This window comes from Lacinutrix sp. YIN62 (genome assembly GCF_057219185.1).
In genome coordinates this window covers 1-18,238 of record NZ_JBXVVH010000009.1, presented here as the reverse complement: position 1 = coordinate 18,238, position 18,238 = coordinate 1, and the positions used below count along the sequence as shown (strand labels likewise).

Sequence of the window (18,238 nt, the reverse complement as noted above, 5' to 3'; positions counted from 1 at the left end):
TCTGCTTATTAAAATCCAAATCCTAATTTAAAATCCAAACGTAACCCATCACTACCGTTAAAAGCTGACAAGTTCCCAACTAACATTCCTGCCCCATTAAAAAACACTCCACCTCCGTAAGCATTATTCCACGTTTTAGAATTATCATTCTCTAACCAAACACGGCCATAATCTGCTCCGCCATAAACCCCTATATTTATTGGCAACAATCCTGTTTTTACTTTATATACATTGAGACGTAAATCGGTACTTTGCACATATGCATTTTTTCCTGTAAACCTTTGATTCCTGTACCCTCTCAACCCATTACTTGCGCCTAAATTTGCCCCTTGATAGAACTCAAAATCATCTCCTATATTAAAATGCGCACTTGCTTTTGTTGCTAACACCAGTTTTCCACTATTTATCATTTTATAATAGAATCCTAATGATGGCATAACATAAGCAAATCCGTTGGAATTATCTATATTAGTCTTGTAACCTAGTTTTAAATCGGTTTCCATCCCCAAAGTTGGAAAGGCATTATCATCCTTGTTTTTAAACATATAACTCACCTCTATTCCTGCAAAAGTATTTTTATTATCTTCTCCACTTACAGCATAAAATTCATCTATAAATCGCCCTTCAGTTTCTTCCACTTCAATATTTTCATAAGACAGCCCTAGCTTTACTTCAGAACCAAGTTTACCTTTTAGAACTAAGGACGGTGCAAACCCTAGAGTTTGTATTTTTACTCTGTTATAATCTAAATCAAAATTATCCTCATCCTCACTATTCAAATTTGGTGTTTCGTTTCCATAGCCAAAGAAATTGATGCTATAATTGGGACTTGTAAAAGTTGCATCCAATCTTAAGTTCCATTTCCCGATAACATTAGCAAACTCTCCTTTGTAATTAAAATCAAATCCACTTGTTGCAAAATAATACCCCGCTGAAACAGTATGTTGTTGTGTAAACGGATCACGTTCGAAACCAAAAACGGAAAACGTATTGATAAGATTAACCTTAAAACCGTCATCTGGATTAGCACCTACAGAAGGAATCAATTGATTAGAGTTATACTTTGGTTTCTTATGATCATAAGCATTTGTATCGTAATCATCGGAAAGGTTTTTGTCTCCTTTATTTGTAGTGAAATAATTCTCTTTGGACTTATAATCGTACATATGAACTTTTTTACCACTCTCAATAGTATAAGTATCTTTATTTTGACCTCCTATTAACCTCAAAGGAATTAATTTATCTCCAGTACCTGAAACTTTAAAAGTATCATCATCATTCAACCCGTAAATCCATATCTCTTTGGTTTCCTTATTTGTATATGTCCTAGAGTGGAGCACATCTGCTTTTTCTCCTTTTTTAATACGGTAAGCTTCAACCTTTGTTTCTCCATTAGCTAATCTTGTAACTTCAAACCAATCATCTTTATCTGTTCCTACAACTACCGCATATTTACTAATCTCTTTATAATAGGCATCTGATATTTTTTGAAGGTTTGCTCTCCTTCCTTTTAATTTTTGCTTGATTCCTTGAATAACATCTGCATCAACTTCCTTTGGAAACGATTTAAAGGCTTCATCTATAACTGCATCTGTTAAATGACGCGTTATATAGTTAACTTGTGCGTCCCAGACAGCTCTATTTGCTTCATGTATTAAAGCCATATCCAAAGGATAAGGTGACAGATTAAACCATTTTGGACTTTTCAATTCCTCATCGTAGCTTTTCATTGCACGTAATGCAGGAATTATAGTGGTTGCAAAATTTAACAATGCGCCATCTGACATAATTGAAAATGCTTGATCACGATCCCTTGGAACAGGTCTATAAACTGTCTTTTCATCTTCTATAAACGTGGCCCAACGCCATTGATCCTCATGCCTATCCCAATCTCCTATCAGCATATCGAACAAACGCGCACGAATGTATGCTGCTTCGTCTACGACATAGCTTTCATCCTTCTTTAAGTGCTTTAAAAGATCGCTTGTACTTATAAGCTCATTAGAAAAACCAAAACTTTTCTTATCTCCATGACCAGAAGAAGCATGTTCTTCGATCATGTATAGCGCATCTCCAAACTCATCGTTATATTGCTTTAAAGCTTCTTGTTTGGGTATGTAATACAATATTGGGTTTGAGTGAAAAACCCCAACGGCATCAGACAAAGTCCCTATTGTAAATGGAGCATAAGGATGAGATCCCGTAAAAACATCTAGTAACAACCCTTCTGTATAAGTATCATCGAACTGACCTTCTATATATTGTTCTTTAAATGCCACAGCTTGCAAATACTGTACAGCACTTTTACGTAATGCACGCATTACATATTCGCTCCCATTCTTATCTCTTAACCGTAGTGATTTAGATTGATTACCGCCACCCTTTCTAACAGGTGTTAATCCACCAAAAAGTGTATCCAAACGAACTGTAGGCACTGTTACTGGCCTACTAAAATCTTCTCGGTAACGCTTTCCCCATAGTGATTTATACAATCCGCCTTTCTCGGTTTCAGCATTCGTATAAATGGATGCTGTTTTCTCCTTTGGAAACGTTGCTTCATAAATAATGTTTTCTTTTTTATCTTTAGGAAACACTTCTGTTTCGAATACTACTTTATTATCATTTGCTGTGTAAAATCGCACATTTGAAGAGCCATCTTTATATATATCTAACCTTGCATACCCTTCAGCCCCATATGAAAATTGACCACCACCAACATTTCGTGTAGGGTTTATTTTTGATCCAGATCCACTTACGATTTGTACTAAATTATCTTGAACAAGGTATTGTAAACTATGCTCATGCCCAGACAGAAAAACAACCTTATCATTTTCTTGAGACAACGTTACTATTCGCTTTTTAAATGCATTATAGCGCTTGTTATTAAGATCTGTATCTGTAATACCACTTGTTCTTCTCAATACATTTTTAATTGTTCCCAAAACAGGGAGCGGATCCATATGCTGTTTTACAGAATATTGGCCGCCATGTGGTCCATTTGTATACATTGGATGATGTAATGCCACTAGAGTTGTTTTTCCTCTGTTTTTTTTTATTAAACTTTCATATTCTTCAAAAAATGCGGCTCTAGTTCTAATCTCACAATCGGCATTTATTGTTGGGTACTTGTCCCAATTCGTTATATACCATTGAGAATCTATAATAATCAATATAATATCATCATTAATTTTCACTTTATCTATGGGACAACCATTTTCCGGCAAAAACGTATTCTTCCCTAATGCAGCTTCTATATATTCTTCTTGCCGTTTTAAACCTTTTAAACCAGAATACCAATCATGATTTCCAGGAATAAATATCATGCTACCAGCAAAATTTTTAGCAGCTTCTGTTTGCACTTTCATTTGATGCTCTGAGAATGCTCGATTTTTATCGTCTTTACTTACAAACCCTTTTGGATATATATTATCCCCTAAAAAAAGAGCTGTACTATTTTTTTTAGCTCTTTCCAATTCTTTTTTAAAGGCTTTTAGAGCAACGGATTCTGAACCTATTGGAGAATTCCCTGCGTCTCCAATTAAATATAACGAATGTTCTATTTCTTTTCCTTCTTGGGGAGCTTTATGCGTTTCTGCATTTTTATATTGTGGCTTGTAGTTTGCACAAGCATTCACTAAAAATATCACCGCACTTAAAATAACACAGTTCTTAAGTTTCATATTAAACGTTTTTGACTAGTAATAGTAAAAATAATTTTTTTTAAGGGGAAAGTCACTCATTTTGAAAGAAAATATACCAAATCAAATTCTTTTACTGGCTAATTTTATTGACTAAAATCTTTTAAATGATCTGAGTATCGTTCCATAAGCATTTTTAATTTAGGAGTTATAAATGCTTTACAGAATGGTTTTTCTGGATTTGAATAATAGTAATTTTGAAATTGTTCCTCTGAAGGTTTAAACTTATTAAACTTCAAAACTTTAGTAATAAGGTTTCCTTCAAACTCTTTTTTGAAACGATCTAATATCATTCCTACCTCAACGTCTTGTCTTGCATTAAACACATAAATAGCAGATCTGTATTTTTTTCGCATAGAATGATTAGAACTACTTTTGTGAGTATGTAAATGAATCTCGATTAGCGTGTCTAATATTATATGCTTTGCATTAAAAGAAACAATTACTGCTTCTGAGAAAGCATTATTCTCATCTATAGAAGATACAAACCCTTGTTCAACCATAGTTACGCCTTTTAAAGATTGAAACACAGCTTCTGTACACCAATGACAACCTCCTCCAAATGCTATTTTAGTCATTTTTTCTATTTTAAAGCGTTCTGTATTCTTTTTTTAAGTTCAGGCAACACATGTTTTTTAAACCACTCATTTTTTGACTGCCAAATATTATTTCTTGGTGAAGGATGTGGCAATACAAAATAATTAGGGAGGTATTCTTTAAAATTACGAACGGTATCTGTAAGAGTCTGTTTTGCTCGTTCCTCTAAGTAATAATCTTGCGCATACTTTCCCACGAGTAGTATAAGTTTTGCTTTATTCATTTTCCGTAATAATTGATTATGCCATAATGGAGCACATTCTTTCCTTGGTGGTAAATCTCCTGTTTTTCCTTTTCCAGGGTAACAAAACCCCATTGGCAACAAGCTTACTTTATTAAAATCATAAAAGGCTTTACTTTTTAGCCCCATCCACGCTCTTAAATTCTCACCACTTTTATCGTCCCATGGTATTCCTGTTTTATGTACTATAGCTCCTGGGGCTTGCCCTATTATTATGATGTTAGCACATTCGCTGGCAGAGACTATTGGCCTAGCACCTAACGCTAAGTGAATAGCACACACTTGGCATTTAGAAATTTCTAATAGTAATGATTTCATCTTTTCAATTTCTAACTTATAAACTAACCATAACTATTTTATAATTTACAAAAACGATGCTATTGCAATCACGCAAAGCAACACATAACAACTCTAAGATACTAATTTACAATTTTAAAAAACACCTTATCTAAGCATTTCATTATTTCAATGTTTTTAAAAAAGTTATTGCCGCATCTACATTTAAATGAAAATCACTAAAAACAACACGATCATATTTATCTATAAATAAAAACCATGGTGTTCCTCCTGTTTTATAACTGGTCATTATATTAGATCTTGATTCACCATCGTAGCCAGCATCATGACCAAACGGAATCTCTAAAGCATATTGTTTTTGGGTTTCCAACATCTTTTCATAAGTATTCTTCTCATAACCTTCAAATACCGTTTGGATAGCTAAAAAGGCAATTTTATCATTTTTTTTATGAGCTTCAACCATTTTTTTTAAATCTGGCAACCCTTTACTATGGCATCCAGGGCACCAACTTTGAAAACAATAGACAATTTTAAATCGCCCTTTCAAATCTAGAAGTGTTATTGGAGCAATCTTATCTCCTTTGGCATTGACCCAATGGCTTACATTAAATTCGGGTGCCTGAAACACCGCTGTTTGTTTTGTTTCGTTTGACATACTTTAGGGTAGAATAATAATTTTATTTAGCGCTCTATCATAGCAGTAGCAGCTCTTAAACACATAATACAGTCGGAATTTATTCTAAAACATTACACTAGATATTAATGAAAACACGATGCTATTTTAGCTATTATGTTTATAGATCCTTTTAAAATAAAGTTTTACTAAATTAAAGTTTAGTATTTTTACTAAATAAACAACCACTGCATATGAATACTGTTATTTTAGAAGTCGAAAAATATGTTACGTCTTTATTCAGAAGTAAACTCTCTCACAATTTCTTATATCACAATCTAAATCATACACAACGTGTTGTTAAATTTACTAAAGAACTTATTGAAGCTGAAAAACTAGCTAAAAAAGAAGCTAATAATTTAATTATAGCTGCTTGGTTTCATGATGTTGGGTGTGTAGAAGGTTATACTAATCATGAAGAGAAAGGCGTAAAATTAGCTATTGATTTTCTAAAAGAACATAAGGTTAGTGATTCAAATATTACCGAAATCACTAAATTAATTATGGTCACTAAAATGACCCTTGAACCTACATCTACAAGCGAAAAAATAATTCGCGATGCAGATTCTGCGCATTTTAAAAGTAAAAATTATATAGAAATAAGCGATTTACTGCGTGCTGAATGGGAACTTAATGAAAAAAAGGTGTACACAGATAGTGAATGGACACAGGAAAACATCTCATTTTTCACTAAACATCATCGTTTTTATACAGATTTTGCTAACAATAACTGGCAAAAAGGCAAATACAGGAACTTATCGAGTCTATTAAAAACGCTTAAAAAACAGAAAGCTGAAGAAAAAAAAGAAAAAACTAAAGTAGAAGAATTTGCCTTGAAAAAAAACAAGGCCTTTTTACCCGAACGCGGTATCGAAACGATGTTTCGTGTAACGTTACGTAATCATATTACATTAAGTGATATTGCAGATACAAAGGCAAACATACTCCTGTCTGTTAACGCCATTATTGTATCGTTAGTACTTTCTAACTTAGTCTCTAAATTAGACAATGCATCTAACAAATATTTAATCTGGCCTACGCTAATTTTCGTCCTCTTTACTGTAGCCTCTATGATTCTTTCTGTTCTTGCTACCCGCCCTAATGTTACTAGTGGAAAATTTACTAAAGAAGATGTTGCTAATAAAAAAGTTAATTTACTATTCTTTGGTAATTTCCATAAAATGAGTCTCCCTGATTTTGAATGGGCGATGGGAGAAATGATGAAAGATAGAGATTACCTCTACTCTTCAATGAAAAAAGACTTATATTTTCTAGGTATCGTATTAGATAAAAAATATAAGATATTACGTATAACTTATACTGTTTTTATGATTGGCATAATCATTAGTGTTATTGCATTTGGCATCGCTTTTAAATCGGCCGAAAACACTCTTATTCTTTAATCGTTTTCATTAAATCGTCGTAAGTATAAAATTCTTTTTCACCTTTAGTTCTATTATAGAGTACACTTACAAGAATGGCTTTCAAACCTGTTACTGCTTGTAAGTCTTCTAACTCTACAATTTCAACATCGGTTCCTAAATATTTTTTAGACTGCAAGAACTCAATATACCCTAAATATTCTCGCTCGTCTTTTTTCTGGGAGTAAACAATCGCAATCTTTCCTTTTTGGGTAACCCGCTTCTTTGTTCCTTTTATATAAGCCTTATCTACTCTTTTTTTAACAATTTCGTAACGCGCATTATAAGTACCATCGACATCAAATTGCTTTTCATCCATTCTAAAACTTATAGATAATGACTGACTAAACACCAACACCATTGAAGCAACATCCAGCGCCACAGGAAACTCGGACTGCATTTGATAATAAGCATTCTCCATCTCGCACATAACTTGTAACTGCCACAATCTTAAATTATATAAATAAATAAGATTAAAGCTTTTCTCTTTAGTTATAGACTCTCCTATGTACATATTATGCTCTACTCCATCTGTTTTAAAACGTTCAAAAAAGTGAGGGTACATATTTTGTGCTTCTACTTGCTTTTCATCTAGTAGGCTTGCCATTTTCTTATTCACGAGACTTACAGTATCGTCATAATCCTTCCGGTGTTTATAAATAATACCAGATCTCCCATCAAGACTATTAAAATACTCTCTAATCCCTAACACTTCTTTTTTAGAAGCGGCAACATACTTAAACAATGCATTTATATCTTCTTCAAAGAAAACATTTATATGCTGTTCACTATCTACCTGAAAATTGGAATTTAATTTATCTAACAATACTTTTATTTGATAGATGTATTGCTCATAAATAGGTAGCGTTTCTAATCGCAATGCTTTTTCTAAAATAACTCTTGCTTTATTTAATTGTAGCGATAAATCTTTCTTTGTAGCCCAATTTCTTGCTTCAGAAGAACCTTTTATGTCAATTTGCCCAAATAACGGATAGACATCTTCGAATACAATTTTATTAAAAGCAGCCTGATTTCCGCTAAACTGCTTTTTTATAAAATGTTTAACTTCATTTTTAAACTTCCAATGTACACTAGGGTGAATGGCCGTACATTCTTTTTGAATAACAGCTTCTATAAGATTTTCTTCTTCCTCTTTAGAACGCTCTACCGCCGCTACAATAAACGGCATAACGTCATTCAATTTAATCGCATTTATACTGTTTAGTACTTTAGGCTGAGTAGACACCAATTCCAAAATCCCCATTAAACCTGCCTCATTTGCAATTGGAGCCAAAATAGCACTTTTAATCCCTTGTGAATGTAATGCTTTTATTTGCGGAGGTTGTTCGCCTCCTAAAGTTTGTTTGTACATTCTATCGACATCTGAAATGGAAATGGTTTTATTCTCTTCAAGCAATTCCCTGTAAGACCAACTACATAAAGCTTCTTTACATTTACTAACTTCTATCCCATTTAACAAAAAGCTCTTAACACCTTGTTCTTTATAAATTTGTTCAAAAGTATCGTCTTCTTTATTATATATTGAAAACCCTACACGCAATCCCTTCAGGTTTAAAAGAGACTCAAATACGCCATGAAAGTCCTCCATTAAACTATTATCTTTATGTCGCTCTTTGCCTATTAAGCTAGATTTTATATTAGAAATAGATTGGTCGTCTGTAACATCAAAAATATTAGAAATAACAAAGCCTTTAAAAAGATAGCTCCCTGGTGGAAACTTCTCTTTCCAAAGCGCTATATTCTCAACATTATCCAATAGAATATCTATATCGTCTTGAGTAATTTCTATGGCTTTCTCTGTAGGAATGATCTCCATAAAATCTGCGTTGTACAAAATCTTATAATAATGTAACACTTTATTTTCATCTGGAATTTCATATAAAAAAGGCCTTTTTATATTAAGATCATAACCATAACAAAAAGCAAGTATAATAGTACAAGCTATAATATACTTATCGTCTGTAGGCATATTCGTAATGGTTAACTCAAAATCTTTTCCCGCTTTTTCTATAATAGATTTAAATCGCTGAGAGGAATTAAATATGATATTATGAAACGGCACCGATGCTGTCTTCACTTCATTATTAGTTAACACCTCGCTAAAAGCGTCTTGTAGTATAAAACTAATTTCTTTCTTATAGGTTTCTAATAAAGCTATTTCACTAAACCCTTCTTTTAGCACAGGATGAGATTCTTGTATTTTTAGAATTCTTCGAGATTTTGCTGCTATAAATTCATCATTACTATTGACTAATGTTTCATAATACTGCAAAAGTTTATTAAAACTTACTTTTAGTATTAATGGAGAATCTATATTATCGTTTAAGTCTTTCATTAAAGCCTTTTATTTTTCTACAAATTTACAAATTATTGAACTTATACAGACTTAATTAACATTACAACAGCTCCCCCAATACACACTCTAGCACAAAATAACACAACTCACTAAAAGTCAATTAATTAACCAACAAAACTCTATAACTCTCACTGACACACTTTAAAAAATATAATCAACACTAAAAGAGTAAGGATTATCCTTATATTATGTAAGGTTTAGTCTTACTAATCTTATGTTTTTTTCTTGTAATTTTGATAAAATTTTAATTTACCCTTATGCAACCAAACTTCAAAACAGACTCATTTTCAACAGATTGGTGGGATAAATTCAAAAAAACCACCGGTAACATGTCCTTTCCCGTTACTAGAAAAAACATGTTTAATAATGACGTAGCTGAGTTACGGAATTCTATATTTGAAATGTTTCAAAACTTAAAGTATGAAAAAGAACTATTAGCATGGCGAGTATGGTCTGGTGGAGAAATGAGTACAGATTTAGAAAAAGAAATTCTAAAGGACCCAATGAAAAATGAAGCAGACTTTCTTCCTTGGTGTAAGCGGATTTTTGGAGACAACAAGTTTGGAGTCATTTTAAATGACGGACAACGTTACAGTAAAAAAACAAGAGATTTAGTTTCAAAATATTTTGCGCCTATTTTAAAAAACAACCCTCCCGTAGGAGGTATCAACTTTTCCATATTTGTAGGTAATTACGGATGGACTCCTATTGGAATTCATCAAGATCACACAGGCTCATTTGTAATGCATTTACACTTAGGGTCTGGCGATAAGGAAATGTTTATGTGGGAAGAAAGCAATTATAAAAACCGTTTGGATGGGAGAGAAAATGAAATGGATCCTACACCCTACTTACCATACACCGATTATGAATATAAATTTAGCAGTGGAGACATCTTTTTTATGCCTTGGGATTATTATCACATAGGAAAATCTGAAGACATCTCAATAGGATTGACCGTTTGGTTTAATTACACAACAATTGACGGCCTTTTTAATGGGGTTTTTAGCAATGGGGTTAAAGAAGTTATTGATGATATTGAAGAGGTTAACCTTGATGAATTAGTCGCATTGAAAAATTTAAAAGACTGTGAGAAAGATTTACAAATTGAAAGCTTATTTCAAACTATAGACACCGAGGTATTAAACAGTAGTTTCTTAGAATTTATGGAGGATCAAATCCAAGATTACACAAATGCCTTAATTAGTAATGACTGGTATGACAGAGGTACTATAAAAAATAAATTTGAATTAGAGTACGAGATCTCTGAAGAACAGAAAGTAACATTAATTGTTTCTCCAATACGCTATGTACAACACAAAGAAGTATTAAAAATATTCCATAGAGCAGATAAAATAGACCTTGCTTACCATAACGACATTATAACATTAATAAAACGAATTAACGACAGAAAAACAGATACAATTACAAACCTTATTGCTGGTCTATTTCTTGATTGGCCAGAAGGAATAGGCAAACGTATTGTTGAGATTTTTATAGAGAATTGTGTTATACAGATTGAAAATAATTAGAAAAAAATGAGAGACCAAGTGCAAAATATATTATTAGAAGATGTAGAGCATGACTTTTGGGGTCGTGTTATGAAAACCTCTAATAATTTTACAACCCCAACTGTTTTTCAATGCGCTGATAACGATTTAACTTATAAAAAACTTAAACGTGTTTCTTTAGAAGCATTAAGCAAGCTCATAAACACCCCTGTAGGCGTTATTAGAATATATATTGATGGAAACGTTATTTCCGATCCGTTTCGGTTTTTAAGAGACCATCCAAAATTTGACAACGAAACTATTGAAAGCTGGAAAAAAAGAATTTCTCCAAATAAAACATTAGTTCTTAAAACAGATAAAGGCATACTTGAATCGGATAAGATTCGATATGCTTTATCTGATTTTCTAGAGCCTTTCCTTAAAACACAAGGAATTCCCTTAGGTGGCATTAATATCTCCTTTGAATTTGGAGACCATCAATGGTCTCCAGATGGCTTAGAAGAAGATTTAACCCCAAAAAGAAAAACATATATAAATCTTGGCAACACAAAACAAAATATTTACGAATGGACCCCTAAAAAGAAAAAAGAGATTGGTGGCTTGATTAAGAAAAAAGGAAAAGTAAGGAATTTCGATGCGTATATAGATAATTTTTCGATAAAAAATAAAATTGCTCCAGATCAATTAGCAACCCTAAACAAAACAGGAATATTTATTATTGAACACCAAGGGTTTTATATTAATATGAAAATCTTATTTAACGACCTTACAAAAAAACAGTTACTGCAACAAACCTTATTTGGCATTTCTGGGGTTGCCATTTCAAATAAAATTAGAGGAGAAGGCGCACGAATATTACCAGTATACGATAAGGAAAAGCATAGTGAATACACCTTAGAAATACTCAAAAAATTACAATATGCAGACAATGAGTTAAATCTTTCTATGGCAGAATTATTGCGAAAAAGTTTTAAGAATATTTGCTACGCTCAAAGAAGTAATTTGGGAATATTAACCCATACCTTTCCTAAAAAAGATAAAACGGTAGATGATACCTTTAGAAAACTAAAAGAAAGCACAGAATTCTCATTAAAACATCCGTCTTTTAAAATTGAAAACTATGTAGAGCATGACAAGATTCATCTCTTTATGAGAGGCCAGCGAATAAGCATAAAATATTCGCCTTTTATTTCCGAAATAATAAGGACACTAAATAAAGGAAACACGATATCGTGGGGAGAGATTATAGCTAAAAAAAGACCTGAATTATGGCATGAAAAAGCAATTCAAAAATGGCTACAATTAACATATAAGTACGGCAGTGTAACTGTTGTGAATTACAATTAGCACCATTTATTTTAACTTATTAAAATAACCATAGGCTTTTTCGCTTTTAAAAAAACAATTGCCTTTTTTATGCACAGGCAGTAGTAGCTTAACAAAGATAGATGTGCATTCTACGATTACCATGTTATTCTCACTATAATGAGCTAACACTGTAAGCAATTAGATAGTTTATAGCCAAGCTATTTATTATAAATAATTATTAACCATTTAAATCACAAGATTATGAGCAAAAAAAGTTTCGACAAGTTCTTAGGAAAGAAAACAAAATCACCTCTGAACACAGACATTATCTACGGTGGTAGCGCTGCTAGAGTAGATGTAACACATTCCGTTGTACACTCGGTTGTGCACTCTGTTGTGCACTCGGTTAAGGTCAAATGCGGCTGTAACTAATATATTTATTAAAACAAATATATTTATTGTATATTCTCTTTTATTCTAAATAGAAGAGAATATTTTTATTAAATAATTCGTATTTTAATAGCCATTTATCATAGTCGTTTGAAAATAAATTATAAATTTTATGAGCCCCCATTATCGCCATTATTTCTTTTTTGTTATAATTACTTTACTCCATTTCTCCTACTCTCAAAGTCAAACAAATACATTTACAACAACAAAATTAAAAGGCAAAATTAAAATTGATGGAAAGCTTGATGAAAAAGCTTGGGATTTAAAAAAATTCTACCTCACGCAAACAACACCAGACAATGGAAAATCTAGTAAAAGCCCCATAGAACTTGCCATAACATATGATGAATCCTTCCTTTATTTGGGAGCAAAAATACAGGTAAACGACATCGCTGAAATTAATAATACAATGACGTTTAGAGACGCTTTAAATAATACAGATTATTTTGGATTAACCTTGGACCCTTTTGGATTGGCAAGCGAAGGATACAGTTTTATACTAACCCCTAGCGGAGTACAATACGATAGTAAATATGGCGGTGATGGCTCTGAATATACTGAATGGAACGCCGTTTGGGATAGTAAAACCATAATTACAAAAACAGGATGGTATGTAGAAATGAAAATTCCGTTTAATTTTTTACGCTTTGATAAAGCTAATTTAGATCATTTTAAGTTCAATATTGTAACCTTTAAAAGCCATCTAAACGAGCAAGCATGGTGGTCTCCAATAGACGCAACAAAACCTGGTTTTTTAAATCAATTTGGAAGCTTAAAAGGGATTAAAAATGTATCTCCACCAATAAACTTAACTTTTTTACCATTTGCCAACCTATTAATTGATAAAAATAATATTGAAGACAAAACAGAAGTCGATTTTGCCGGAGGGTTAGATCTAAAATACGTTTACAAAAATGCTTTTACTATAGATGCATCTATCATTCCTGATTTTAGCCAAACGACTTTTGATAATACCGTTTTAAATCTTTCTGCCTTTGAAATTCGTTTTGATGAAAACAGACAATTTTTCACAGAAGGCACAGAGCTCTTTAACAAGAGTAATTTTTTCTACTCTAGAAGAATAGGAGAACGTCCTTATTTTCAAGCTCCAGATAGAGAAGGAGACGCACTTATTGAAAACCCTGGTTCTGCCCAAATTTTAAATTTAATAAAACTAACAGCAAAGACAAAAAAAGGATTTGGAATTAGTTTACTTAACGGCTTTGTAAATAGGGAATTTGCAAAATACGCTTCAGGAAACAAAGAACAAGTAAACCCTTATACCAATTACAATTCCATTGTTTTCGAACAAGTAATGAAAAATAATTCCTTTTTATATTTTGCAAATAGCTCAGTTATACGTGAAGGAGATGTACAAGATTTCAATTTATCTGAAGTACGCTACAGACTCTTTACAAAAGAACAAAAATTCACATTCGACACCGACTTCTCTTTATCGCAAAATTATGCTTCAGACGACACTACATTAGGAGCTTTTTATAAAGTTTCCGCAAGCAAATCCAGTGGCTCTTTTAGAGCAAGAGTATCGCATGAAGCTTATGACGAAAAATTTAACCCTAATGATTTTGGTTTTCTAACTAGAAACAATTTAAGCACTTATGGTTCCTCCATAAGTTATACAAAATTCAACCCATTTTGGATCCTTAATCGTTTTTCAGCATCATTATCTTTCGACCAAGATTACTATAAATCTTTAGAGGTTCGTGAATCCACTCGCTTCCAGTTAAACTTACAGCCTATTACTAAAAACAATCATACTTTTAATATAGGATCAAACTTTAGACTAGAGGGTAAAGATTTTTTTGAGCCAAGAGTTGTCGATCGCTTTTCTATAATATCCCCCTTCATTGAGCCTTATTTAGAACTTATCACCAACACCAATAAAGATTTTTATACCCAAGTCTATAGTTTTTACAAGCACTATTTTGACAAACCTTATAATCATGAATTTAGAATTGGGTATCAATTAAACAAAGTTTTTGGAACACGATTAACAGTAAATTTAAATCAGGATTTAAGTTTTCTAGACGGTAACATGGGGGTTATTTTTTTAAACGGTAGTCCTATAAATGACGATAACACTATCAATTATACCCAAAGAGACATTTACAACCTCACTACAAACCTTAACACAAACTACCTCATAACCAACAAAATGGGACTCGCTTTAAAATTAAGACACTTTTGGGCTTATGTGGAAAACAAAAATTTATTTTTAGTAGATGAAACTGGTCATTACCGACCAAACCCTGAACAAACAGACTTAACAGATAACCAAATAAACTTAAATTTATTTAATTTAGATTTTCTTTTTCGCTGGCAATTCACTCCAGGAAGTGAGCTTTCTATTAATTGGCAAAAAGCAATAACAAAAGACGATAACATTCTTGAAACCAATTTTTTTAAAAATTTAGACCATACATTTGATAACAGTGGAATAGATACCTTTTCTTTTAAAATTGTGTATTTCTTAGATTATAATGCCATAAAAAAGCTTTATGATTAATAGCTTCCCAACATACATACAATCCGAAGCTAAAGATTGCGGACCTTCTTGCATCAAGATTATATCACAGTTTTACAAAAAAAAAGTAAGCATAGAGTTATTACGTTCTTTAGGAGAAACGACCCGCTCAGGAACATCATTAACGGGACTTATTTTGGGGGCTGAAAAAATAGGATTACGAGCTGTTCCCGCCCAAGAAAACTTCAAGATGTTGCAAGAATCAATTCCTTTACCTTGTATTGTACATTGGAATCAAGAACATTTTGTAGTAGTCTATAAAATCACAAAAAAACGCGTGCATGTCTCCGATCCTGAATTAGGAAAAATATCGTATCCCTTTGAAAATTTCTTAAAAGGCTGGCTTGATAACGATAAAGCCATTATCGAAGACAAAGGCATTATTCTAGTATTAGAACCCAAACCCGATTTTAAAGACATTATTTTTGAAGAAAAAAAAACGAATAAAATTATTGCGTTTTTAAAAAGTCATTTGCTAAGCTATAAATTAGCGTTTTTAAAAATTATCTTCTTATTTGTTTTTACAAGCGCTCTTGAGCTAGTATTTCCATATATTACACAACAAATCATTGACTCCGGAGTAAAGAATAGCGATATTAATTTTGTATACATGGCGTGTGGCGCGTATGCAACCTTATTTCTTGGCTTTAAATTAGCTGAGATCATTAGAAACTGGGTCATTTTAAAATTAAGTATGAAATTCAATATCAAATTAATTTCAAACTTTATAAAAAAACTAATCGCTTTACCCATTTCATATTTTGATTCTCGTCTTACAGGGGATTTATTCCAAAGGGTTGGAGACCATGACTTACTAGAACGCTTTCTTACCTCTGGATCTATAAGCGCTTTATTTTCGTTCTTTAATGTTATTATTTTTAGTGGACTATTCTTGTGGTACAACCAACAGTTATTCTTTATTTTTCTTATAGGAACTATAATTCATTTTTCTTGGACAATGCTCTTTTTTGATAAAAGAAAGGTTTTAGACTTTAAATATTTTTCGCTTAAAAGTAAAGAAAACAGTAAACTCATTGAGCTAATAAATGGCATGCAAGACATTAAGCTAAATGGCTACACTGCTAATAAAATTGAAGAATGGGAAACTATAAAAACAAAACTCTACGAAAGAGACATCAGCAGTTTAAAAGTAGAGCAAATGCAACTTGATGGTGCATCAATTATCAGTCAACTAAAAAACTTATTATTAATTCTATCGGCTTCTATTATGGTAATCAATGGGAGTATCACATTCGGAACGTTACTAGCCATCTCATACGTTATAGGGCATTTAAACGCTCCTATTGAACGCATAGTAAGTTTTTTAAACAATATTCAAGACGTAAAATTAGCCTTAAGAAGAATCTCTGAAATCCATCAAAAAGATGATGAATCTGAAAATATAGCCTCCAACACTAAAAATATAACGGGAGCTATTATTTTTGACAATGTTTCTTTTAAATATAGTGGAACTTCAAAAAATGTTTTATCAAATCTTTCTTTTAAAATACCTCACAATAAAATAACAGCTTTAGTTGGCCCTAGTGGTTGCGGAAAAACAACCATTCTTAAAACCATTTTAAAATTTTATAATGTTACAGATGGCTCTATTGCTGTTGGAAATACTGATTTTAGCGAAATTAAACATCATGATTGGCGAAAAAAATGCGGCGTTGTTTTACAAGAGGGATTCATCTTTAATGATAGTATTGAAAAAAACATTGTGCTCTCAGAAAAATTTGATGAAAGCAAATTAGAAGCGGCAGCAAAAATGGCAATGATTTATGATTTTATTGCTGGGTGCCCCATGAGATTCCAAACAAAAATAGGAAATGAAGGCATTCAAATCAGTACTGGTCAAAAACAACGGATTCTATTAGCTAGAGCAATCTATAGGAACCCTGAATATATTTTCTTTGATGAAGCAACCTCCGCTTTAGATGCCAAAAATGAAAAGGCCATTTCTAATAATTTAAAAGCTTTTTTTTCCAAAAGAACAGTATTACTTATTGCACACCGCTTAAGTACGGTTCGCAATGCCGATCAGATAATCGTATTATCTAAAACAGGCGAAATAAAAGAAATAGGTACCCATAAAGAATTAATTGAATTTAAGGGGAGTTATTTTGAACTCATTAAAAACCAATTAGAATTAGACAACATAAACTAACTTGCTGATTTTTAATCACTAAACCATAACAAATTATTACTTAAATATATTAACTTTACCTAAATCAAATTTATTAATTATGAAAAATCTACTGCTAGCATTAGTTATATCGTTAAATTTCTACACTATGGAAGCTCAAGAAAACACACAATCTACAACATTTTCAGAAACACAAACATCCACATCAACAACAAAAAACGATAAGATTACAACCAAACACTCCAATAGTTTAACCGCTAAATATGAAAGTAATTTATCTTTAAAAGACTTCAAAGAAGTGCTATCCATTGTGAAACAAGATTTAGGGAAGCCATCAAAAAATAAAAAAGGGATAATGATATGGGAAAACGCTAAAGAAGCTAAAGATCATTACGTGATTTTTTTACAAGAAAATGCTATTTTAATAGATTATACTGGCACCAAAGAACATTCGAAAAACAGAGAAATCATTGTAGAATTAATAAATAGAATAGAAAAAACAAAAGCATCCAAATAACCCGATTACTTATTGTCTCAAAACATTAACAATAAACCCGCTATTTAAATTACAGAAAAGTATTCTCACAATAGCACTATTTTGTAATAATAACAGAAGTAAAACAATCTATTTAATAGATAACACCAAACTACTTATGTTAACTTATCCTTGTTTTTCAAGAGTTTACATTCTAAGTAATAAAAAAAAGCCCCCCAAACAAACAATTAAAAGGAATTCCTTATTTTATTAAATCCGTATTAAACACTATCCAAAAAGAACCCAACAAACTACATTCCAATTAGTTATAAAAAAAAGCACTTTTAAGCCTAAAAAAAATAGGTTATTTAAATTAAAACTACTAATTTTAACAGCAGAAACGACAATTTAGAATCTTTTTTTTCTTTATAAAATAAACTGTCAAACAGCCATCCAGATATATGCCTTCCTGGTAATATCAAGAGACCTTCAACCA

The 18,238-nt window shown here is 31.9% G+C and carries 11 protein-coding genes; 6 read left to right on the top strand and 5 right to left on the bottom strand.

What is annotated here, in order from left to right; translation table 11 throughout:
• Positions 1-8 precede the first annotated feature (8 nt).
• From AC2D8I_RS07455 to AC2D8I_RS07440, 4 genes are all read right to left on the bottom strand, one after another.
• On the bottom strand, positions 9-3,680 hold the full coding sequence (locus tag AC2D8I_RS07455; RefSeq protein ID WP_484705367.1) for a metallophosphoesterase: 3,672 nt from the start codon (positions 3,678-3,680) through the stop codon (positions 9-11).
• A gap of 104 nt (positions 3,681-3,784) precedes the next feature.
• Positions 3,785-4,276, bottom strand: coding sequence for a peptide-methionine (S)-S-oxide reductase (locus AC2D8I_RS07450; RefSeq protein ID WP_484705366.1), 492 nt, complete (start codon positions 4,274-4,276; stop codon positions 3,785-3,787).
• 5 nt (positions 4,277-4,281) lie between these two features.
• Positions 4,282-4,854 (bottom strand): uracil-DNA glycosylase family protein, encoded by a 573-nt coding sequence (locus tag AC2D8I_RS07445; RefSeq protein ID WP_484705365.1) that lies wholly within the window; start codon positions 4,852-4,854, stop codon positions 4,282-4,284.
• 142 nt (positions 4,855-4,996) lie between these two features.
• Positions 4,997-5,488 (bottom strand): peroxiredoxin family protein, encoded by a 492-nt coding sequence (locus tag AC2D8I_RS07440; protein ID WP_484705364.1) that lies wholly within the window; start codon positions 5,486-5,488, stop codon positions 4,997-4,999.
• A 212-nt stretch (positions 5,489-5,700) separates the two neighbouring features.
• Between AC2D8I_RS07440 and AC2D8I_RS07435 the strand changes: the two genes are divergently transcribed.
• Entirely contained in the window at positions 5,701-6,909 is a 1,209-nt protein-coding gene (locus AC2D8I_RS07435) for a Pycsar system effector family protein (RefSeq protein WP_484705363.1), read from the top strand.
• Here the strand turns inward: AC2D8I_RS07435 and AC2D8I_RS07430 are convergent.
• A complete protein-coding gene (locus tag AC2D8I_RS07430) occupies positions 6,899-9,283 on the bottom strand; it encodes a GAF domain-containing protein (RefSeq protein ID WP_484705362.1) in 2,385 nt (794 codons plus the stop codon). The two genes, AC2D8I_RS07435 and AC2D8I_RS07430, sit on opposite strands and share 11 nt — an antisense overlap.
• A 278-nt stretch (positions 9,284-9,561) precedes the next feature.
• On the opposite strand from AC2D8I_RS07430, the gene AC2D8I_RS07425 reads away from it, so the two are divergent.
• The 5 genes from AC2D8I_RS07425 to AC2D8I_RS07405 all read left to right on the top strand — a co-directional run bounded on the left by AC2D8I_RS07425 (position 9,562) and on the right by AC2D8I_RS07405 (position 17,784).
• Positions 9,562-10,836 (top strand): hypothetical protein, encoded by a 1,275-nt coding sequence (locus tag AC2D8I_RS07425; protein WP_484705361.1) that lies wholly within the window; start codon positions 9,562-9,564, stop codon positions 10,834-10,836.
• A gap of 6 nt (positions 10,837-10,842) precedes the next feature.
• Complete coding sequence (locus tag AC2D8I_RS07420; protein WP_484705360.1) at positions 10,843-12,162, top strand: hypothetical protein; 1,320 nt, start codon at positions 10,843-10,845, stop codon at positions 12,160-12,162.
• Between the two features lie 523 nt (positions 12,163-12,685).
• Positions 12,686-15,100 (top strand): DUF5916 domain-containing protein, encoded by a 2,415-nt coding sequence (locus AC2D8I_RS07415; RefSeq protein ID WP_484705359.1) that lies wholly within the window; start codon positions 12,686-12,688, stop codon positions 15,098-15,100.
• Positions 15,093-17,288: a peptidase domain-containing ABC transporter gene (locus AC2D8I_RS07410; RefSeq protein ID WP_484705358.1), complete on the top strand. Its 2,196-nt coding sequence runs from the start codon at positions 15,093-15,095 to the stop codon at positions 17,286-17,288. The genes AC2D8I_RS07415 and AC2D8I_RS07410 overlap by 8 nt, the downstream gene beginning before the upstream one ends.
• Positions 17,289-17,367: 79 nt before the next feature.
• Positions 17,368-17,784 (top strand): hypothetical protein, encoded by a 417-nt coding sequence (locus AC2D8I_RS07405; protein WP_484705357.1) that lies wholly within the window; start codon positions 17,368-17,370, stop codon positions 17,782-17,784.
• Positions 17,785-18,238 lie beyond the last annotated feature (454 nt).